An 18,262-nucleotide genomic window follows, 5' to 3' on the forward strand; every position below is an offset into this window, starting at 1 on the left:
CCCGTCAGTGTTGTTTTGCCGACACCAATCATTCCTGCTGTAATAATCACCATAATGGCCCCTCTTTATTTTAGAATTAACAGCAACCATCATACTACAAAATATTGTGGATTCCCAATATTTTCTTTGCTAGATTTAGTAACAGTGAATAATTAAACTACTAAATTGTTGAGACTCTAACTCTTCAATAATAAAATGAAAGCTAGTATGTAATGGAAAGGGGGACTGTTAGTCATGGCAAAAATGACGGAGAATCAAATTAGAGAACAACTAGCTCTAGCTAAGCAACAGGGAACCTTGATTGAAGTTCATAATTTACCGGGGGATGATTATTTCAACGTTGGTTTCGTGGTCGGCTTAGATCCTACGTTTTGTATGCTGATTAGTATTGATTGGGACGGTAAAATTAATGGTTTAATCGTTGTCCGGGTGGCAAGTATTCTTTATACTGAACGACAGACAGATTACTTGGTGACCGTCTCTGAAAAGACAAAGGTGGCTCACCATTATCATTATTTTGATATTTGGCAAGTTCAGCGTTTCCTCGATAAGCATCCTCAAATAACGCAAGGAAACCTCTTAGGAAATGTATTACGTGATTCTTATGAACATGACCTACCAATTGTGGTTGGCACACGGAAGTATAAGGGAAATGATGACTTTATTGGACGCTTGGCTGCTCTGGACCGGGTCAAGCTGACTCTTCACTATTTTAACGAACATGATCTATCATCATTATGGGAATACTCAGTTTTACTTGCACAAGTTGATTATGTTCGAGTGCGGGGTTCACAAGTGGCAACCGGGAAACAAATTTTAAAGGATATTTTTCCTGAAGAGTGATTGAATCACAACGCCAAATATTATAGAGTTAAAAGAAACATAAAAGATTGGTGAGGTCGAAATGGGGAAAAAAGTAACAATTCGCGATATCGCTCGACTGGCTGGTGTTTCAGTAACGACGGTTTCGCAAATCTTAAATGGTAAGGGGGCCCGTTTTAGCAAGAAAACTCAACATCGGGTATTAAAATTGCGTGATCAGTACGGCTATGTTCCAGATTTTAATGCTCGGAGTTTAATCTTGCAGAAGTCATCTAGCATGATTGGGGTTTTGGTCCCAGATATTAGTAGTCCATTTTTTGGAACCTTTGTTAAGGGAGTCCAGCAAGTTGCCCAGCACGAGAAAATGGTTCCATTGATTTTTAGTGCAAACCGAGATCCAAAGCTAGAACAAGAGTATCTTTCTCAAATGATTGCTCGTTCCATTGATGGATTGATTATTGCTAGTGCAACGATGACGACCGATACCATTAGTCGCCTAATTGGATCCCGGGAAATTCCTTATATCCTATTTGATAAAAACTATGCCCAACACGGTACTCGAGTGTTGACCGATGATTACCGTGGGGGAACGTTGGCTGCCCAACACTTGGTTAATTTGGGGCACCAACGGGTGATTGCTTTAAAGCCTCGCCAGCAAAGTGAGAACTTTACCCAGCGAATGAAGGGCTTTTATGATACTTTGATCAAAAATAAAGTTAATTTTGATCAAAAGCGGGATGTGATCGTTGCCTCCTTGAGCCGTCCTGGTGGTTATGCGGCAACCGCGGCTGTTTTGGCCAGTGGTGCTACCGCCGTTTTCGCTGGGAACGATGATATGGCAATTGGGTTGCTACGGGGCCTAACAGAACGAAAGATTAGGGTTCCTGATCGTTTATCAATAATTGGTTATGATGACATTTACATGGATGAATATGTTTCACCACGTCTAACGACAATTCACCAGCCGATTCTTGATCTAGGCATCCAATCGGCAAAAATGTTGTTAAGTAAGATTCATGATGACCATTCTTCTGAACAAATTCGCCGTTTCCCGGTTAAATTAGTTATTCGACAGAGTACTGGTCAACCAAGACAAAATTAAGGCTATTAAGGGCGAGCGTAGGCAATAGCGTTACGTTTAACATACTGGATAAAAAATGGGGTTTTTCAATGAAAGCAGAATACCTAATTAAAATTATTCTTCCTACTTTTGTGATCTTTGCAATTCTCGTTTGGTTGACGATTATTCATTTAATCACTGGCTTTTGGTTATACTTACTTTGGATTCTGGGCTTTGTGGTTGCCAACCTCTGGGTAACCCATGTTACTGCTAGGCACAGTTATCATCGCTTAAAGAAGCGTCGCGAAGCAGAGAAGAAGGATCCGCATGCCTAAGTTGTCTAAATTGTTTAATTTTCTTTACCGGTGCGGGATCATGATGATCTTATTTTTGCTGATTCAAGTACCACCGGTTGCCATTAGCATTGCCAACCGTCACCCACATAATTTGATTCTGACGATTCTTTTAGTGGTTGCCTTTTTAGCGCTATTTTTCTTTATTATTAATTGGGCAAGGCAACTTTACCATCGTTATAATCAGTTACCAGTTCGTCATAATTTACGGTTGGAAATGATATTAGGTGGTTACTTAGTTTTATTAGCCGGAATGTTAATATTTGGACGATTGAATTTGATGTTTTTTCATCAGACCGAAACGGCAAATAATCAGGCAATTGCGGCTATGCTTAACCATAATCAGCTAGCAACCGTTATTTTTGTTATCTCTGCTTGTACATTGACACCGATTGCTGAAGAATTAATTTTCCGGGGCGTATTAACCAATCTTTTTTTGCAAAGTAATTACTTTTGGCCTAAAGTTGTTTTGTCCGGAATTGTCTTTTCTTGTGCCCACATTAGTTCAAATGTGATTAGCTTTTTAACCTATTGTTTTATGGGGATGGTCTTAGCTTATATTTATCGCCGCTCGGGTGATTTACGTAATTCCATTGCTCTCCATGCTTTGAATAATATGGTAGCAATTGCAATGTTGTTAAAAGTTTAAATAATCCTTGTAATCGCTTACACAAGGTGGTATATTAAAAGCGTGGAAGGAAAGATAGAAAGAGGCCATGATCCGTCATGGAATCCTCTCACTAGTTGAAGCGCCGAAGGAAGTTATGGAGTAGGCAAGCAGCAACGTAAGTGTGACCAGAAATATCAATTAAAGTTTTGAATTAAGTTCTATAATCAGGTCACCAGGGTGCACTTCAACGGTGGTTATAAGTGCGACTTTGCGGAAGTTTAGAATCAAAAAAATGTAATGTAATTAGTTCCAGTGCAAAGTGGCAAGATTCCTTCCGTGAGTTAAAAGGGAACACAGTCGGGTGGACTGGGTTCCCTTTTTGTTATAATTAAACTTAATCGTAGAGAGGGGAATTAAATGTTTTTATCAACTGAAGCATTTCCGCAGGCTCACCGGATCCTAGGAATTGTTAATGCAACCAGTCATCTAATGTTACCAAGTGAAGAGATTGATTCTTTTGAATCTTTTGATCAACTTTATAGCGATGTTGAAGAAAAGATGAAACAACGAGCAGCTGCTAAAAAAGCAGACGGAATTGTTAACGTGCGTTTTAATACTATGGTAGCAAATGTTCAAGTAGCGCCAAAATTTTTAGTAATAACGGGTTATGGCACTATGATTCAATTATTGAAGAATTAAAAATGAACTGGACAAAACTATCCATTAAAAAACAAAAAAACGTAGGATATTTATCCTACGTTAAAAAACAAAGCGGGTAACGAGAATCGAACTCGCGACGCAACCTTGGGAAGGTTGAGTTTTACCACTAAACTATACCCGCATTACTAGCCTAATTAACTTACTAAGCTAGTATATAACGTTTCTGACTATTTGTCAGCCTTTTTTGTTGATTTCTTAGTAGTTTTTTTCCTACTTGTTTTTGCCTTGGTTGCCCGCTTTTTAGTGGTTTTGGCTTTAGCAGTAGATTTCTTAGACCTACTTGTCCTTGTTCGTGTTCTTCTCGTCTTAGACTTTTTGCCCTTATCGTCTTCGTTTTCATCTTTTTCCTTACGGGGAACGGCCTTAATCATCTTTGTTTCTTTTTGTCGGAGAACGGCTCGTCCGTTTAATTCGTTGACACCACTCTTATCGGCAGGGTCAAAATCATGAATAGAAACCATGATTGAGTTATTATAAACTTTTTCAACAATTCCCGTAAAGTCATGATCCATTGGACCGAACTTTTTACCCTTTACAACGTCACCAATTTCAAAATCAGCCACTAAGTCTCACCTCATTATTAATTGTGGTCGTACGTAATACCGGACTAGTTTACACTCTTTGGCTATCATTTTCAAGTAATTAGTCATCTAGCCTTCAGAATAGAAGAATGCTAGAATAAATATTGGAAGTTATTGATAGGGGACTTCTTGATTTGAAAAAGCAAAAGGTGATTATGAGTTAAGCTTGTTTGCGTTGTAGTGGGAAAAGTTAGATTGTAGGCGAATATTATGTTGAGAATGATTGCAATTATTATGGTATTACTATTAATTATCGCTAACCATTTTGGAAGTCGGGCAAAGCAGGAGAAACATGTTAGTGACTGGCTTGTAATTGCACGGGTATGCTTTTTTGTTTTATTAACGGTAGTCATTATTCACCTTATTTTGACCTTTAAGGTATATTGGTGGCTCAAAACGCTTGGTATCATTTATTTGATCCTGGTAGATATTCTAATGGAAACAAATTTTCGTTTAAAAAGAGAAACCTTTGGGAATCCTAATCGTTCTTATGTTGTGACAGCAGCGTTAGTAGTAGCTTTGCTAACGATCATTGGTTGGTTCTAGGAATTAAAAAGGACTCTTGCAATTTTTGGTAAATTAGATATAATATGATTGTTGCTTAAATATGTAACTACAAGTTGCCCCAGTGGCGGAATTGGCAGACGCGCAACGTTCAGGTCGTTGTATGGGTTTCCATGTACAGGTTCGAATCCTGTTTGGGGCATAGAAATAAAATTTAGTTTTTAAGAAGTGCAGTTCCCAATAAAGGAGCTGCACTTCTTTTTAACTTATAATAATTAGAGTATGAAATTCCTCGGCAGTGTTAGTAATTCCCTGATCTTTTAATGAGCCAATTTACTTCGTCAATTTTATCCTCAAGGTCGGGTTTATCAATCAATTTTGACTTTATCTTTATCAGGTTGCCCAAGCCATCAACACCAAATCTCAAAATCACACTGTGCAAGAATGCTTCCACCAATGTTTAGCTTTACAGGTATATTGCACTTGATTTGATAATTTAAGTCATTAGGATTGCCTATAAAGGTCTTGCAATTATTGAAAATTAATATATAATAAAACGTGTTGCTTAAGTAAATAGCTAATTAAGCAAATTGCCCCAGTGGCGGAATTGGCAGACGCGCAACGTTCAGGTCGTTGTATGGGTTTCCATGTACAGGTTCGAATCCTGTTTGGGGCACTGGATAAGCCATCGAATGGAGTTCGGTGGCTTTTTGTGTAGTAAAGGGAGTGGTTCATCGAACCACTCCCTTTACTAGTTGATCAGTTAATCTTATTTAAAACAGCTTGCATTGCTGTTGCTGACTGTTGCATTTTAACCAGTTCATCAGCAGTTAATGGGTATTCGATTACCTGACCGATTCCTTGACTATTAATAACAGCTGGGGAACCCAGGTAGAGACCATGAATACCGTATTGTCCATCTAAGGGTGCTGAGATGGGCAAGACAACATTACGATTTTCAATGATAGCACTGGTAATGGTAGCCAAACATTTGGCAACTCCGTAAAAAGTAGCCCCTTTATTACTAATAATTTTGCCACCAGCTTGGTGAACAGCAATTTCAAGTTGATTTTTGTCTTTAGTATTAAGATGAAGCTGTTTTGTCAGTGGCTGTCCATTAATAGTAATTTCATTGAAAGCGGCGAAGGAAGTATCGCCGTGTTCGCCGAGTACCTGAGCATCGACCGCATTGACCGAAATATTGAGACGGTGAGCAAGCAAAACACGTAATCGCATTGAATCAAGTGATGTTCCAGTACCGATTATTCGTTTATGAGGGAAACCACTCAGGCGCTGGGTTAAGGTAGTTAAAATATCAACTGGATTGCTGGAAATAACGAAAACACCATTGAAACCACTAGCAACGATTGGGTTGATGATGGTTTTAAAAATTGCGACGTTTTTGTTTACCAGGTCTAGCCGTGATTCACCCGGTTGTCGTGCCACTCCAGCCGTAATTACAACAACGTCAGCGTTCGCGGCATCCGTATATTTACCGGCATGAATTCGTACCGGACTTGTCAGGGGGGTAATGTCAGCGAGGTCAAGTGCATCACCATTAGCTTTTTGCTGGTTACGATCCACGATCACTAATTCATCAATTTCGTGAGTCGACTGGAGTAATGAAAAGGCGAAGGCTGATCCAACTGCGCCATCACCGACCAGAACAACCTTATGGCTATAATTATCAAGCATTTGTTTTACCTTCTTTATTTTATGATTTATTCCGTCTTGAGAATTATATATAAACGTTCTTTTAGCCTTAGTGAAGTTTTAACACTAAGTTAATAATATGAGCTTGAATGACGATTGATGTCGGTTTTCCATTGATTCTTAACGATAATTTTAACATAATGCGGGATAATGATATTTCTTAGCTGAGATTTCTTGTATTTAGATTAAAGTTTGTTATAATTAGTCAATGTAAATGCCGTTAATCAAGGAGTAGTAATGGTTAGACACTTATCAGCGACCCTTTATTAGTGAGAGAAAGGGACCTGTTGACTACGAAGGCGTGCCTTGTAGGTAGATAATTTGATAATTAAGAGTGGAATTTTCATTCAATTAGAGTGGTACCGCGGGTAAATAACTCGTCTCTAGTAAGCTTGATGCTTATTAGAGACGTTTTTTCATACTAAGGAGGAATATTATGGACGAAAAACAACAAGTCGCAAAAGCCCTTGCCACTGCCTTACCAGACATGGACGTGGCAGAGATTGAAGGAAAAATTGAACGGCCGAAAAATGCTCAAAACGGAGATTATGCTTTCCCAACGTTCTTTCTTGCTAAGACGCTTCACCAAGCGCCACAGCAAATTGCTAAAGATTTAGTTGCCAAGGTAGATCAAAAGGGCTTCAGTAAGGTGGTAGTGGCTGGCCCGTATATTAACTTTTTCCTTGACAAGGCAGTAGTTGGTTCCAATGTACTAAAAGAAATCTTAAACGATCCTGCTAATTATGGGAGTCAAGACCTGGGACACCAAGCTAATGTGACGATTGACTATTCATCACCAAATATTGCTAAGCCGATGGGGATGGGCCACCTGCGTTCCACAATGATTGGTGAAGCTGTTGCGCGGATCTTGGAAAAGGTTAATTATCACTTGATCCGGATTGACTACCTTGGTGACTGGGGTACTCAATTTGGTAAGATGATGGCTGCTTATAAGATGTGGGGCAACCAACCAGAAATTCAAAAGGGCCTGAAAGAAGATCCGATTGACACTTTGGTTAAGCTTTACGTTAAGATTAATACCGAAGCCGATGAACATCCAGAATACACCGATGATGGCCGTGCCTGGTTTGCCAAGTTGGAGCATGGTGATAAAGAAGCTTGGCGACTTTGGCACTGGTTCCGGGAGATGTCTTTACAGCGGTTCCAACGAGTTTATGACATGTTAAATGTTCACTTTGATTCTTTTAACGGTGAAGCCTTTAGTGCTCAAAAGATGGATGAACCAATTCAATTGCTGCGTGACAAAGGTTTACTGAAAAAGAGTCGGGGTGCTCAGATTGTTGACCTTGATAAGTATAAGTTGCCGCCATTGTTAATCATTAAGTCCAATGGAACCACAACTTATATCACCCGGGACCTAGCTACAGCCCTTTACCGGAAGCGAATGTATGGACACATTAAGTCACTATACGTTGTCGGTGCCGACCAGGATACCTATTTCCGTCAATTGCGGATGGGTCTAAAGGAAATGGGCTTTAACTGGTGGAACCAGATTATCCACATTTCGTTTGGGCTGATGAGTTTGAATGGTTCCAAGATGTCCACTCGGCGGGGGAATGTGGTTTCCCTAGAAGATGTGTTGAATGATTCCGTTGATTTGGCTCGAAAACAAATTGCCGAAAAGAATCCTGACCTAAAGAATGCCGATGAAGTTGCTAAGCAGGTTGGGGTTGGTGCCGTAATCTTCCATGACTTAAAGAATTACCGACGGAATGCCGTTAACTTTAAGTTGGATGAAGTGGTAAAGTTTGAAGGCGAAACTGGTCCGTATGTTCAATACGCTCGTGCTCGTGCTGAGAGTATCTTACGAAAAGGTGGCATTCGGGACTTTAGTGATGTTGACTTGACTAAGGTTGGTGATTCTGCTTGGGACCTGATTAGCTTCCTTGGACAGTATGGTGAAGCCATTCAGCGGGCTGCAGTTAACTATGATCCATCTGTAGTTGCCAAGTATGCACTGGAATTAGCTAAGAAATTTAACCAGTATTATGCTCATAACCGGATTCTCGACAAGGATGATAGTCAACCAGCCCGGTTAGCCCTGACTCAGGCAGTAAGCGATGTTTTAAAGTCTGCCCTGAATCTACTGGATATCCAGGCACCAGATGAGATGTAAGAATTAAATTTAAGATAAGGAAGGAACTAAAAGCCGACCTTGTTTAACATAAACCGGTCCACAGATAAGTTAAAAATCTGTGAACCGGTTTATTGTAACTATTGGTTATTTTTGGTAAACAGTGGGTTTTAATATTCCAATATAGGGAAGATTGCGATAAAGGTTGTTGTAATCAAGACCATAACCGACTAAAAATTCATCAGGGGTTTCAAAACCAATAAAATCGCCCTTGATGTCTACTTGACGACGAGCTGGTTTATCTAGTAATGCGCAGATTGCAATATTTTTGGCACCCCGTTTTTTAAGGAGTTTAACTAGAAAGTTCATGGTTAAACCGGTGTCAATAATATCTTCCATGATAATTACCGTTCGCCCTTGAACGTTTGATTTGAGATCCTGAATAAGCTTGACCCGACCGGTTGTATTAGTACCGGCATAGCTGGAAACGTCAACTAGGTCGAGGTTAAGTTTGAAATTTAATCGTTTTAACATATCACCGGTAAAAATCATGGCACCGGTTAATACTGAGACAACTAATGGGAACTGATCCTGATACTTAGTGGTTATTTCTGTTGCCATAGTGTCTAGCAGATCCTTAATTTGGTCTTGGGTAATTAAAACGCGTTCAATGTCGTTGTTCATAATGTTCTCCTCTTTTGCTTGGATTAGTATTATTAAATGCTTTTCCATGCTGATGCCCAAATTTTACCATAGAATAAGCTAAAATTTAAGACAAAAGCTAATTATAATTATAATTATCATACATAATGTTCGGATATTATAAAATGAAGAAAATGGTAAGGATTGTTAAAGCCCACTTAAATTTTATGGTGTTCGAACGGGATTATGCTAAAATTGCAATCAGTTAGTTAATGAACTGGAGAAATAAAAATGAAACGTGAACCACAAAATGTATCTTTTAAAGAAAAAGTGAAAACGTGGTTGAAGACAATGTGGGCGCGAATTTGGTCCGCCATTAAACAAATAGGACGACGGATGCGTAGTTGGGTGAAGCAATTTTGGCATCGCTTTCAATTGACAAGGTGGATTATTGTCATTTTCCTAGCTGCTTTCTTGGTGATGAGTATTCATTTGACCTTTGTTGCTAAGACGGCAGACGTTAGTAACCTTAAAAACCGTTTAGAGCGGTCCACTATTATCTATGATCGTAATAAACAATCGGCTGGTAGTCTTTATGCCCAAAAAGGAACCTATGTTGGTCTCAACCGAATTTCCAAAAACGTTCCCGACGCGGTCTTGTCTACAGAGGACCGTAACTTTTACCATGAACATGGATTTTCAATCAAAGGAATTGGTCGGGCTGGTTTCCTATTAATTAAGAATAAGCTTCTCCATCGCAATTATATTTCTGGTGGGGGTAGTACTTTAACTCAACAGTTGGTCAAGAACGCTTTTCTTACTCAGCAACAGACCTTTTCCCGCAAGGCTCGAGAAATTTTTATTGCTGTAGAAGTGGAGAATCAATACAGTAAGAATGATATCTTGACGATGTATCTCAACAATGCGTATTTTGGTCATGGTGTCTGGGGAGTACAAGATGCGGCCAAGCGTTACTTTGATGAAGATGCTACTGAATTGACGGTACCTCAGGCTGCAACCTTAGCGGGAATGTTAACCTCCCCGGGAATTTATGATCCGATTGACCACCCAGCTGCTACTAAGCAGCGGCGTAACCTTGTTCTTCAATTAATGGTCGAAAATCATAAGCTAACTCAGACACAAGCCGACCAGTACAAACAGGTGCCACTGGACGTTACAAATGGTTACGTGCCGAATGATACCTATAAGTATCCATACTTCTTTGATGCAGTGATTGCCGAAGCCGAGAGTAAGTATGGAATTTCTGAAAAAGACATTATGAACGATGGTTACAAGATTTACACAACCCTAGACCAAGGGCAGCAACGTTCGATGCAACAAACCTATGATGATGACGATAATTTCCCAGCTAATTCGTTTGATGGGACTAAGGTCCAGTCGGCTTCAATTGCCTTGGATCCGAAAACCGGTGGAGTAACGGCCGTTGTTGGTGGTCGAGGCAAACATGTCTTTCGGGGGTTTAATCGGGCTACCCAAATGCGGCGGCAGCCAGGTTCGACCATTAAACCGCTCGTGGTTTACACACCAGCCCTTGAACATGGCTACTTTTATGATTCAACCTTGCAAGATAAAAAACAATCGTATGGCACCAACAATTATACGCCGAAGAACTATGATGACACTTATAGTGGAACTGTTCCAATGTATAAGGCTCTTTATGAAAGCTTAAATGCGCCAGCGGTCTGGTTACTTAATAAGATCGGTGTTAACCAGGGCTATGCAATGGCTCAACGCTTTGACCTGCCAGTAGAAAAGAGTGATAAGAACTTAGCTTTGGCTCTTGGCGGGATGACTAAGGGAGTTTCACCGCAACAAATGGCGCGGGCCTACGCGACCTTTGATAATGAAGGACAAATGCCAACGGCTCATTACATTACTAAGATTGAAGATGCCTCTGGACGGGTAGTGGCACAAAATAAGGGTAATAAGACGAAACATGTCATTTCTGCCAAAACGGCTCGGGAAATGACCAGTATGTTGATCGGGGTTTATGATCATGGGACTGGTGAAACGGCCAAGCCAGCTGGTTATACCGTTGCCGGGAAAACCGGAACCACTAATTCTGGTGTTAAAGGTGATGAGTCGAATGACCGGGATAAGTGGATTGTTGGCTATACACCAGACGTGGTGGTGGCTACCTGGGAAGGATATGATGATACTAATAAGGAGCACGTCTTAAATGATATTTCTGAACATAGTATCAATGCCTTATTTAAAAATGAGTTGACCGGGATCCTAGATAATACACCAGGAACTAAATTTACGGTTAAGGATGCCCAAACACGGGCCACTAATAATACCGAAAACAGGTCGGGTGGTTGGAAAGCATTATTTAATAATAATAGTGATATGTTCAACCAGTTTAATCAATCTGTTAATAGTTTTGGCAACAAGGCTAAACAGTGGTGGAATAGCGTTAAAACCTTATTTTGATTAAAACTATAAACATGATACAATTTAACAAGATAGATAGTATAAAGGAGACTAATAATTATGGTTGTAAATATTTATGACACGGCAAATGAAATGAGTCGTCAACTGGTCAAGACTCAGGAGTTTGTGGGTTTGAAGAAGTCCTTTAATGCATTGAAGAAGGACAAGGATGCCTTTGATTCCTTCAAGAAGTTTCAGCAGATGCAAGCTGCAGCTCAACGTAAACAAATGAGTGGTCAAAATCCAAGTGATGACGAGATCAAGGCTATCCAAACTATAGCAAAAGAAATCAGTGGTAAGAAGGCTGTTCAAGACCTGATGAATCATGAACGTCAGGTTGACCAGATGCTCCAACAATTGAATAAGACGGTTACGAGCCCAATTCAAGACTTGTACAGCGAAATCATGCCACAAGCTCCAACAGATAAGGATAAAAAGTAATTAATAAAAACTAAGGTTGGTGGGGATTACCAACCTTAGCTTTTTTAATTTTTCGTGAAGATGCAGTTAACATTTCCTTGACAATACTGGATCAGATGGGGAAGTGTGGTATATTGGATGAGTGAAAGTTTTCGAAAAATTAATTCTAAGGGATGTGTTTTTGTGAAGTCCAAAAAATTATTAGCAATTGTTGCTGGAGTGGCACTAATGATGCCTTTAGCAGCCTGTGGCAATAAGGCAGTTGCCACAACCAGCGGCGGTAAGATTACCGAGAGTGAATATTACTCTAGCATGAAGCAGACTAGTCAGGGTAAGCAGGTCTTACAACAAATGATTCTGGATAAGGTTCTGCAGAAGCAATACGGTAAGCAAGTTTCAGACAAGCAGGTAAATGCCGAATACAACAGTTACAAGTCACAATATGGATCCCAATTTAATACGGTTCTTCAACAAAATGGCTTGACGGAAAAAACTCTTAAGCAACAGATTCGGTCTAACCTTTTGCTTCAGGCGGCGGTACGAGATTACTCTCATATTACTAACCAACAGATCAACAAGCAGTGGGCTAAATATCAGCCAAAGGTTCAGACAGCTGAAATCCTGGTTGGTTCTAAATCAGAAGCACAGAGTATTATTGATCAGCTAGACAGTTCTAGCAATAAGTACAAGACCTTCAAGAAACTAGCTAAGTCCAAGTCTACTGATAGTTCTAATAAGAACAATGGTGGACGGGTTCCTGCTTTTGACAATACTGATAATCAACTTGATTCAGCATATAAGAAAGCAGCCTTTAAGTTGAAAACCGGTGACTACACTTCCTCACCGGTTAAGACTGACGATGGTTACCAGGTTATTTACATGATCGAACACCCAGCTAAGGGTAAGAAGAGTCAACACATCAACGACTTACGTAACCAAATTGTTCAGGAGAATATGAATAATAGCACCTTCCTGCACAAGGTTGTCGCTAATGTTCTGAAGAAGGGGAACGTTTCCATCAAGGATAATGATGAAAAGAACATTCTGGATGATTATCTCAATTCCAACGGTACGACTAATGGTAATTTGGGAAATAATCCAACCTCTGCTTCTAACAATAATAACAATTGATTGGTTAGGTTATCGGTCTAATCTAAAAACATAAAATAGGTCTCCAAAGTTCGGTTAAACCAAGCTCTGGAGACCTATTTGTATACTATGTATCTTATATTTAATTCTGGTGAAAGGACTAGTACCACAGCCCTTTTATCTACCTATTTGAACAGCTATTATTACCGATTTAGTTTAGTCAGTCGCTGACTGATCTTTTGAATCCGTCCAATGCGGGGGCGACTTTTAAATTGCCACTTATCAAAGGCCCGGTTAACTCCGGTTACAAAATGATTAATACCGTTCATGGCATCTTGTAACTGTTGTAGGTTAGCTCTGAGAGCCTTAACTTGATTATTGAACTGTTGAATAGTAGTAGCTAAAGATCGTAATTTTTTTACCATTACTGATTATCTTCCATGTGGTCAATGATTGACTGCTGAATTTGCTTGTACTTAGCATCGTCGTACTTACTAGAATTATCCTTAAAAATCATCTTGAAGTCATCATGGTCGGAATAACGGGGAACCAAGTGAATATGAGAATGGAAAACGGATTGATAAGCAACCTTACCATTATTGTTGATAACGTTCATCCCTTTAATGGCCGGATTAGACGCCTTAATAGCCCGGGCAATCTTTGGTAACCGAGAAAAAACGGCTGCCGCTAGTTTATCATCATACGCGAAAAGATCGGGAACGTGTTTCTTAGGTACCACTAAGGTATGACCCGGCGTGCCCTGTGAAATATCGAGAAATGCTTTCACAACATCATCTTCATAGACCGTATAGCTTGGAATTTCACCGGCAATAATCTTACAAAAGATACAATCAGTCATTGTATCCCCTCCTTTGTTAATAGTTACCTCTAGTATAACTTATAATGAGACTTTCTTCATTGCTGAGGGTGATAAACCGGTATGTTATAATAAAAAGTCGAAAAACAAGAAAGTAAAAGAAGGGAAGATAATGGCACTCGAAATAAAGCACCTAGTTGGCGGCTATTCCCAAATTCCGGTTTTAAAAGACGTCAGTTTAGATGTTCAACCCGGCGAATTAGTGGGCTTAATTGGTCTCAATGGGGCTGGGAAATCTACAACCATAAATCATGTCATTGGAATTCTGCGGCCATTTTCTGGGGAAATTAGTCTTAATGGTCTGAATATTCAAGACAGTCCAGAAGAATATAAAAAGCAGATTGCCTATGTTCCGGAAACGCCAATTCTCTATGATGAATTAACATTACGCGAACATTTAGAATTGACAATGACTGCGTATGGCCTTAATCACCAACGAGCTTGGCAACGGGTCCACCAACTATTGAAGACTTTTCGCCTTGCCAATAAGTTGGACTGGTTTCCAGCTAATTTTTCCAAAGGGATGAAGCAAAAGGTGATGATCTGCTGCGCATTTATGACTAATGCTAAATTGTTAGTCATCGATGAACCCTTTTACGGCCTTGATCCGTTGGCTGTCCATGACCTTCTAGAATTGATTGAGAAGCGAAAAAAAGCCGGTGTGGCGGTCTTGATGTCAACTCATGTGTTAGACACTGCCCAAAAATATTGTGACCGTTTTGTCTTATTGGCTAATGGTAAGGTTCGGGCTCATGGTACTTTAAATGAACTACGCCAGCTTGGTGATCATTCGGGGGAATCCTTGGATGAAATTTATCTGCACCTAGCAAGGGATGATCATCATGAATAGGTTATTTGTACAACGGCGGCAACGTCACTTTATGTTGCTATTAAAGTACTGGCGATTGGTCTTTAATGATCATTTTGTCATTGCCCTTTTCTTCTTATTTGGAGCACTAGCTTATGGATATTCACAATGGCTTCCGCAATTGGGCCCTCATCTCTGGTGGAGTCGTTGGCTTTTGGCAATCTGGTTTACCTTGCTAGCCCAGTTGGGTCGTCTGGCAACCTTGCTTGAGCGTCCCGACCCGGTGTTCTTATTGCCACAGGTTAAAAGTATGCAGACTTATCTCCGACAGGCCAGTCAGTACAGTTTAGTTTTAGCACTGTTAATAACGGCAACCGGTACCTTTGTAGCCTTACCGTTTGCCCTGACGACTGAACGGTTAACGACGACTGAAATTGTCATGATCTTTTTAACCTTCTTAATAGTTAAGGCTAGTTGGTTGCGTTTGTCACAAGCCCGAATCAGTCAAGAGGGTCGTCGCCACCAACGATTACTGCGGACTTTACAGTGGTTATGGCCATTGGTGGTTGCCCTAGTAACTTGGTTAGGGACTCCCTTAATTGGTTTGATCCTGGCAGCAGTCTTTGAGGTTGGCGTAATGACTCATCACTTGAGCCTTGATTGGCGACTGGCCATTAATGCTGAAGCCGATCGAATGTACAGCGTTTACCGCTTCTTTAATCTCTTTACGGATGTGCCTGCAGTAGAGGGTAAGGTGAAACGCCGAACTTGGGCTAATGGCCTGCTCAAGCAGTTAACAATCGCTGGACATCCCTGGTCCTACCTCTATGCCCGGGGCTTTATTCGAAATGCCGATGTCAGTGGGATTGTTAGTCGGTTGACCCTATTGGCAATGGTCATCGTTTTCTTAGTGCCGGTCGTCTGGCTGAATAGTATTTTAGCAGTCCTGTTTATTTATCTAATTGCAACCCAACTGATGCCGCTGTTTGACCAGTATGATGGTAATGTCTTTACCCATCTTTACCCGGTTAGTTTTGCTCAGCGACAAGCCGACTTTCAATCATTGTTAGTTAAAGTGACGACCCTAATAGCAGGATTAATCGTCCTAGCTAGTCTAGGCTATCATCTGTCTTGGAGCCAGTTAGGAATTAATCTGGTGATTGCGGTTGTTGAAGTATTATTGTTGACCCGATTTTATTTTCGAGTACGAATTAAAAAATTAAGCGAGGAAAATTAATTATGCGTGTTAAAATAAAAAATGGGCGGAACCACTAATTGCAGCTCATCCGGAAATGATGGTAACTGATGCCGCTAATTGGAAGGGTAAATGGCAGCAACGTTTTGCCAAGCATCAGCCTATCCAGCTTGAAGTTGGGATGGGGAAAGGGCAGTTTATCATTGGAATGGCCAAGGCTCACCCGGAAATTAACTTTATTGGTCTAGAAATACAACGGACGGTAGCGGCGATTGCGTTAAAAAAGGCTCTTCAAGAAGATCGTCTCCCTAATCTTCAGCTAATCTGTGGGGATGGAAGTGCCCTTGATACCTTCTTTGAACCGCACGAAATCGATCGTCTATATTTGAATTTCTCTGATCCATGGCCCAAGAAGCGACATACCAAGCGGCGCCTTACTTATAAGACATTTTTGGCTAACTACCAGGATATCTTGAAACCCGGTGGTGCAATTGAACTTAAAACCGATAACATGGGCTTTTTCGAATTTTCTTTATGGAGCATGAATAATTACGGAATGAAATTTGATGGGGTTTGGCTCGATTTACACAATAGTGAAGAAAATGAACATAATATTGAGACAGAATATGAACAAAAGTTTGCGGCCAAGGGCCAACCAATTTATAAGTTAACTGCCCATTTTGAATGATTACCGTCAACTGACAAAAAATTAAAGAGGCCACGTGGCTACCCGATAAAGGCTACCACGTGGTCCCTTCTTAATTTTCAGTTCGTTTAAGTTCGAGCAGACTGCCAGTATAGGCATCCGCCAAGAAGTCATAATTAACGAGTTTATCGTCTTCACGGCGGGTCAGTCCTCCGCGATAGGCGTTGGTCTTAACGGCAAAGCGTTGGAAGGGGACCATATGGTGATCGATCCAGCTACCAGTGATTTGTCCTTCGCGTGCAAAATCGTTATGTACCATTTTAAGAATCCGACCAGCTGAAATTGGCCGATCTCCAAAAAGCTTACCGATGATAAAACCGACTATCCCAGAAGCTCCTAAAGTTAAAGGAATTATCCAGGGGTTAGCGGGAGTATTGGAATCGTTCATAAATTAAATTACTTCTTTCTAACGTATTTGGCGATCAGGTAATTTAAGATAACGCTCGTATTTTAACATATTACGATCACGAACATCAACTTAACCATTTTGCTTACTTTTAATAAGAAAAATGCTATAATAATAAAAACTAACTGATGGAGGAATCGTCAATGGAAGAGCTACCAGTGATAAAGGAAGATCAATTGCAAAAGAAAATCGCTAGAGGGAAGTACGTTCTCTTTTTTAGTGCGGATTGGTGTCCGGATTGTCATTTTATTGCGCCAGCGATGCCCGCAATTGAAAAGGATTTTAGTGACTATGCCTTTATCCACGTTGATCGTGACCAAAACATTGATCTAGCTGCCGAGTTAAATATCTTTGGTATTCCCAGCTTCGTGGTCTATGAAAATGGCCAGGAGATTGGTCGTTTGGTTAACAAGGAACGGAAAACAAAGCAACAAGTGGAAGACTTTTTAAATAATTTGAAGTAAAATGAAATGGCGGTAAGGGACCGTCATTTTTTGATGGTTCTTAAAATTCAAATTGTGGAAAGGAACATTCGATGTTAATTTCAAGTTACAATCCTAACGAGATGGGCGATATTCTTGTAGTAATCACTGCTCCCGATGAAAAGAGCCAGCGAACGGTGATTAGAGATGATGTTGCCCAAATTACTAGCCAGAAGGATAATAAACTACTCGGCTATAATTTTATGCACGCCAGCACTATTTTGCCGGAATTGCAAAAAGAAAATGGCCAGGTTTTCCTTAATAAGGCAGCCGTTGCTAAGTTAAATGCTAAACTAGCAGCGGCCGGCTTTGACCAGCAATTGACGGCGGACTTAACCCCTAAGTTTGTGGTTGGTTATGTGGAAGAGCTGAAGGATCATCCTAAGTCTGATCACTTGAAGATTACCCAGACACGGATTGGTCAGGACCAAACCGTTCAAATCGTTTGTGGTTCTCCTAATGTTAAGAAGGGGATTAAGGCGGTCGTCGCTCTTCCTGGTGCCATGATGCCTGATGGTAAAATCATTTGGCCGGGGGCCCTAATGGGGGTTAAAAGTGATGGTATGCTCTGTGGCTTTCGTGAATTAAAGATGAAGAATGCTCCAGATAAGAAGGGGCTTTGGATTATTCCGGATGACTGGCAAGCAGTTGGTGAAGCGGTTGACTTTAAGAAAGCTGATACCTTCTTCCCAGCAAATTAATGAATTATTAGTGAAAGCTATTGC

The 18,262-nt window shown here is 40.4% G+C and carries 21 protein-coding genes and 3 tRNA genes; 17 read left to right on the top strand and 7 right to left on the bottom strand.

Annotated features, from left to right (window positions below):
* The first annotated feature begins 234 nt into the window (after positions 1–234).
* The 5 genes from ACEYV4_RS00005 (at position 235) to ACEYV4_RS00025 (ending at position 3,544) form a co-directional block, all read left to right on the top strand.
* Entirely contained in the window at positions 235–843 is a 609-nt protein-coding gene (locus tag ACEYV4_RS00005; protein ID WP_373841411.1) for a hypothetical protein, read from the top strand.
* Positions 844–904: 61 nt separating this feature from the next.
* The gene (rbsR, locus tag ACEYV4_RS00010; protein WP_373841412.1) at positions 905–1,924 is read left to right on the top strand and encodes a ribose utilization transcriptional repressor RbsR; all 1,020 of its coding nucleotides are present in this window, start codon (positions 905–907) and stop codon (positions 1,922–1,924) included.
* A 68-nt stretch (positions 1,925–1,992) separates the two neighbouring features.
* A complete protein-coding gene (locus ACEYV4_RS00015) occupies positions 1,993–2,217 on the top strand; it encodes a hypothetical protein (RefSeq protein WP_373841413.1) in 225 nt (74 codons plus the stop codon).
* Positions 2,210–2,884, top strand: a complete 675-nt coding sequence (locus ACEYV4_RS00020; protein ID WP_373841414.1) for a lysostaphin resistance A-like protein — start codon at positions 2,210–2,212, stop codon at positions 2,882–2,884. The genes ACEYV4_RS00015 and ACEYV4_RS00020 overlap by 8 nt, the downstream gene beginning before the upstream one ends.
* A 378-nt stretch (positions 2,885–3,262) precedes the next feature.
* Positions 3,263–3,544 carry a hypothetical protein gene (locus ACEYV4_RS00025; RefSeq protein ID WP_373841415.1) on the top strand — a complete coding sequence of 94 codons (282 nt, stop codon included), beginning with the start codon at positions 3,263–3,265 and terminating at the stop codon, positions 3,542–3,544.
* A 71-nt stretch (positions 3,545–3,615) separates the two neighbouring features.
* Here ACEYV4_RS00025 and ACEYV4_RS00030 read toward each other — a convergent pair.
* Positions 3,616–3,686: transfer RNA gene (locus ACEYV4_RS00030), tRNA-Gly, on the bottom strand.
* Between the two features lie 46 nt (positions 3,687–3,732).
* Entirely contained in the window at positions 3,733–4,128 is a 396-nt protein-coding gene (locus ACEYV4_RS00035; protein ID WP_373841416.1) for a hypothetical protein, read from the bottom strand.
* A 228-nt stretch (positions 4,129–4,356) separates the two neighbouring features.
* Here ACEYV4_RS00035 and ACEYV4_RS00040 point away from each other — a divergent pair, with 228 nt between their 5' ends.
* The 3 genes from ACEYV4_RS00040 to ACEYV4_RS00050 all read left to right on the top strand — a co-directional run bounded on the left by ACEYV4_RS00040 (position 4,357) and on the right by ACEYV4_RS00050 (position 5,326).
* Positions 4,357–4,692 carry a hypothetical protein gene (locus tag ACEYV4_RS00040; RefSeq protein ID WP_373841417.1) on the top strand — a complete coding sequence of 112 codons (336 nt, stop codon included), beginning with the start codon at positions 4,357–4,359 and terminating at the stop codon, positions 4,690–4,692.
* Positions 4,693–4,768: 76 nt separating this feature from the next.
* Positions 4,769–4,852: transfer RNA gene (locus ACEYV4_RS00045), tRNA-Leu, on the top strand.
* A 390-nt stretch (positions 4,853–5,242) separates the two neighbouring features.
* Positions 5,243–5,326, top strand: a tRNA-Leu gene (locus ACEYV4_RS00050).
* Positions 5,327–5,409: 83 nt separating this feature from the next.
* Here the strand turns inward: ACEYV4_RS00050 and ACEYV4_RS00055 are convergent.
* On the bottom strand, positions 5,410–6,345 hold the full coding sequence (locus tag ACEYV4_RS00055) for an L-lactate dehydrogenase (protein ID WP_373841418.1): 936 nt from the start codon (positions 6,343–6,345) through the stop codon (positions 5,410–5,412).
* Between the two features lie 454 nt (positions 6,346–6,799).
* On the opposite strand from ACEYV4_RS00055, the gene argS reads away from it, so the two are divergent.
* Complete coding sequence (argS, locus tag ACEYV4_RS00060) at positions 6,800–8,500, top strand: arginine--tRNA ligase (protein ID WP_373841419.1); 1,701 nt, start codon at positions 6,800–6,802, stop codon at positions 8,498–8,500.
* Between the two features lie 105 nt (positions 8,501–8,605).
* Here the strand turns inward: argS and hpt are convergent, their stop codons facing one another.
* A complete protein-coding gene (gene hpt, locus ACEYV4_RS00065; RefSeq protein WP_373841420.1) occupies positions 8,606–9,142 on the bottom strand; it encodes a hypoxanthine phosphoribosyltransferase in 537 nt (178 codons plus the stop codon).
* A gap of 249 nt (positions 9,143–9,391) precedes the next feature.
* Between hpt and ACEYV4_RS00070 the strand changes: the two genes are divergently transcribed.
* From ACEYV4_RS00070 to ACEYV4_RS00080, 3 genes are all read left to right on the top strand, one after another.
* Positions 9,392–11,554 carry a PBP1A family penicillin-binding protein gene (locus ACEYV4_RS00070; RefSeq protein WP_373841421.1) on the top strand — a complete coding sequence of 721 codons (2,163 nt, stop codon included), beginning with the start codon at positions 9,392–9,394 and terminating at the stop codon, positions 11,552–11,554.
* Positions 11,555–11,614: 60 nt separating this feature from the next.
* Positions 11,615–11,995: a YlbF family regulator gene (locus ACEYV4_RS00075; protein WP_373841422.1), complete on the top strand. Its 381-nt coding sequence runs from the start codon at positions 11,615–11,617 to the stop codon at positions 11,993–11,995.
* A gap of 162 nt (positions 11,996–12,157) precedes the next feature.
* Positions 12,158–13,105, top strand: a complete 948-nt coding sequence (locus tag ACEYV4_RS00080; RefSeq protein WP_373841423.1) for a peptidylprolyl isomerase — start codon at positions 12,158–12,160, stop codon at positions 13,103–13,105.
* A gap of 161 nt (positions 13,106–13,266) precedes the next feature.
* On the opposite strand, the gene ACEYV4_RS00085 is transcribed toward ACEYV4_RS00080, so the two are convergent.
* Together ACEYV4_RS00085 and ACEYV4_RS00090 are read right to left on the bottom strand one after the other, a co-directional pair.
* Positions 13,267–13,488, bottom strand: coding sequence for a hypothetical protein (locus ACEYV4_RS00085; RefSeq protein WP_373841424.1), 222 nt, complete (start codon positions 13,486–13,488; stop codon positions 13,267–13,269).
* Positions 13,488–13,922 (bottom strand): HIT family protein, encoded by a 435-nt coding sequence (locus ACEYV4_RS00090; protein ID WP_373841425.1) that lies wholly within the window; start codon positions 13,920–13,922, stop codon positions 13,488–13,490. Before ACEYV4_RS00090 ends, ACEYV4_RS00085 begins: the two co-directional genes overlap by 1 nt.
* Before the next feature lie 130 nt (positions 13,923–14,052).
* Here ACEYV4_RS00090 and ACEYV4_RS00095 point away from each other — a divergent pair, with 130 nt between their 5' ends.
* Genes ACEYV4_RS00095 through trmB form a run of 3 tightly spaced genes read left to right on the top strand, consistent with a single transcriptional unit; the run spans position 14,053 to position 16,631 of the window.
* Positions 14,053–14,790: an ABC transporter ATP-binding protein gene (locus ACEYV4_RS00095; protein WP_373841426.1), complete on the top strand. Its 738-nt coding sequence runs from the start codon at positions 14,053–14,055 to the stop codon at positions 14,788–14,790.
* A complete protein-coding gene (locus ACEYV4_RS00100) occupies positions 14,783–15,985 on the top strand; it encodes an ABC transporter permease (protein ID WP_373841427.1) in 1,203 nt (400 codons plus the stop codon). Before ACEYV4_RS00095 ends, ACEYV4_RS00100 begins: the two co-directional genes overlap by 8 nt.
* A gap of 55 nt (positions 15,986–16,040) precedes the next feature.
* Positions 16,041–16,631 carry a tRNA (guanosine(46)-N7)-methyltransferase TrmB gene (gene trmB, locus ACEYV4_RS00105; RefSeq protein ID WP_373841428.1) on the top strand — a complete coding sequence of 197 codons (591 nt, stop codon included), beginning with the start codon at positions 16,041–16,043 and terminating at the stop codon, positions 16,629–16,631.
* 70 nt (positions 16,632–16,701) lie between these two features.
* Here the strand turns inward: trmB and ACEYV4_RS00110 are convergent, their stop codons facing one another.
* Positions 16,702–17,037 (bottom strand): hypothetical protein, encoded by a 336-nt coding sequence (locus tag ACEYV4_RS00110; protein ID WP_373841429.1) that lies wholly within the window; start codon positions 17,035–17,037, stop codon positions 16,702–16,704.
* Positions 17,038–17,198: 161 nt separating this feature from the next.
* Here ACEYV4_RS00110 and ACEYV4_RS00115 point away from each other — a divergent pair, with 161 nt between their 5' ends.
* Together ACEYV4_RS00115 and ytpR are read left to right on the top strand one after the other, a co-directional pair.
* Entirely contained in the window at positions 17,199–17,519 is a 321-nt protein-coding gene (locus ACEYV4_RS00115; protein WP_373841430.1) for a thioredoxin family protein, read from the top strand.
* Between the two features lie 71 nt (positions 17,520–17,590).
* A complete protein-coding gene (gene ytpR / locus ACEYV4_RS00120) occupies positions 17,591–18,238 on the top strand; it encodes a YtpR family tRNA-binding protein (protein WP_373841431.1) in 648 nt (215 codons plus the stop codon).
* Positions 18,239–18,262 lie beyond the last annotated feature (24 nt).

It is taken from the genome of Limosilactobacillus sp. (assembly GCF_041859915.1).
Taxonomy (GTDB): Bacteria; Bacillota; Bacilli; order Lactobacillales; family Lactobacillaceae; genus Limosilactobacillus.

Bases quoted from the DNA above. Each gene is read 5' to 3' on its own strand.
- ACEYV4_RS00070 (WP_373841421.1), top strand. From the start codon at position 9,392: ATGAAACGTGAACCACAAAATGTATCTTTTAAAGAAAAAGTGAAAACG.
- ACEYV4_RS00100 (WP_373841427.1), top strand. From the start codon at position 14,783: ATGAATAGGTTATTTGTACAACGGCGGCAACGTCACTTTATGTTGCTA.
- hpt (WP_373841420.1), bottom strand. From the start codon at position 9,142: ATGAACAACGACATTGAACGCGTTTTAATTACCCAAGACCAAATTAAG.
- ACEYV4_RS00095 (WP_373841426.1), top strand. From the start codon at position 14,053: ATGGCACTCGAAATAAAGCACCTAGTTGGCGGCTATTCCCAAATTCCG.
- ACEYV4_RS00115 (WP_373841430.1), top strand. From the start codon at position 17,199: ATGGAAGAGCTACCAGTGATAAAGGAAGATCAATTGCAAAAGAAAATC.
- ACEYV4_RS00025 (WP_373841415.1), top strand. From the start codon at position 3,263: ATGTTTTTATCAACTGAAGCATTTCCGCAGGCTCACCGGATCCTAGGA.
- ACEYV4_RS00015 (WP_373841413.1), top strand. From the start codon at position 1,993: ATGAAAGCAGAATACCTAATTAAAATTATTCTTCCTACTTTTGTGATC.
- ACEYV4_RS00085 (WP_373841424.1), bottom strand. From the start codon at position 13,488: ATGGTAAAAAAATTACGATCTTTAGCTACTACTATTCAACAGTTCAAT.
- ACEYV4_RS00005 (WP_373841411.1), top strand. From the start codon at position 235: ATGGCAAAAATGACGGAGAATCAAATTAGAGAACAACTAGCTCTAGCT.
- argS (WP_373841419.1), top strand. From the start codon at position 6,800: ATGGACGAAAAACAACAAGTCGCAAAAGCCCTTGCCACTGCCTTACCA.
- ACEYV4_RS00090 (WP_373841425.1), bottom strand. From the start codon at position 13,922: ATGACTGATTGTATCTTTTGTAAGATTATTGCCGGTGAAATTCCAAGC.
- ACEYV4_RS00110 (WP_373841429.1), bottom strand. From the start codon at position 17,037: ATGAACGATTCCAATACTCCCGCTAACCCCTGGATAATTCCTTTAACT.
- ACEYV4_RS00075 (WP_373841422.1), top strand. From the start codon at position 11,615: ATGGTTGTAAATATTTATGACACGGCAAATGAAATGAGTCGTCAACTG.
- ytpR (WP_373841431.1), top strand. From the start codon at position 17,591: ATGTTAATTTCAAGTTACAATCCTAACGAGATGGGCGATATTCTTGTA.
- ACEYV4_RS00020 (WP_373841414.1), top strand. From the start codon at position 2,210: ATGCCTAAGTTGTCTAAATTGTTTAATTTTCTTTACCGGTGCGGGATC.
- ACEYV4_RS00040 (WP_373841417.1), top strand. From the start codon at position 4,357: ATGTTGAGAATGATTGCAATTATTATGGTATTACTATTAATTATCGCT.
- ACEYV4_RS00055 (WP_373841418.1), bottom strand. From the start codon at position 6,345: ATGCTTGATAATTATAGCCATAAGGTTGTTCTGGTCGGTGATGGCGCA.
- trmB (WP_373841428.1), top strand. From the start codon at position 16,041: ATGATGGTAACTGATGCCGCTAATTGGAAGGGTAAATGGCAGCAACGT.
- rbsR (WP_373841412.1), top strand. From the start codon at position 905: ATGGGGAAAAAAGTAACAATTCGCGATATCGCTCGACTGGCTGGTGTT.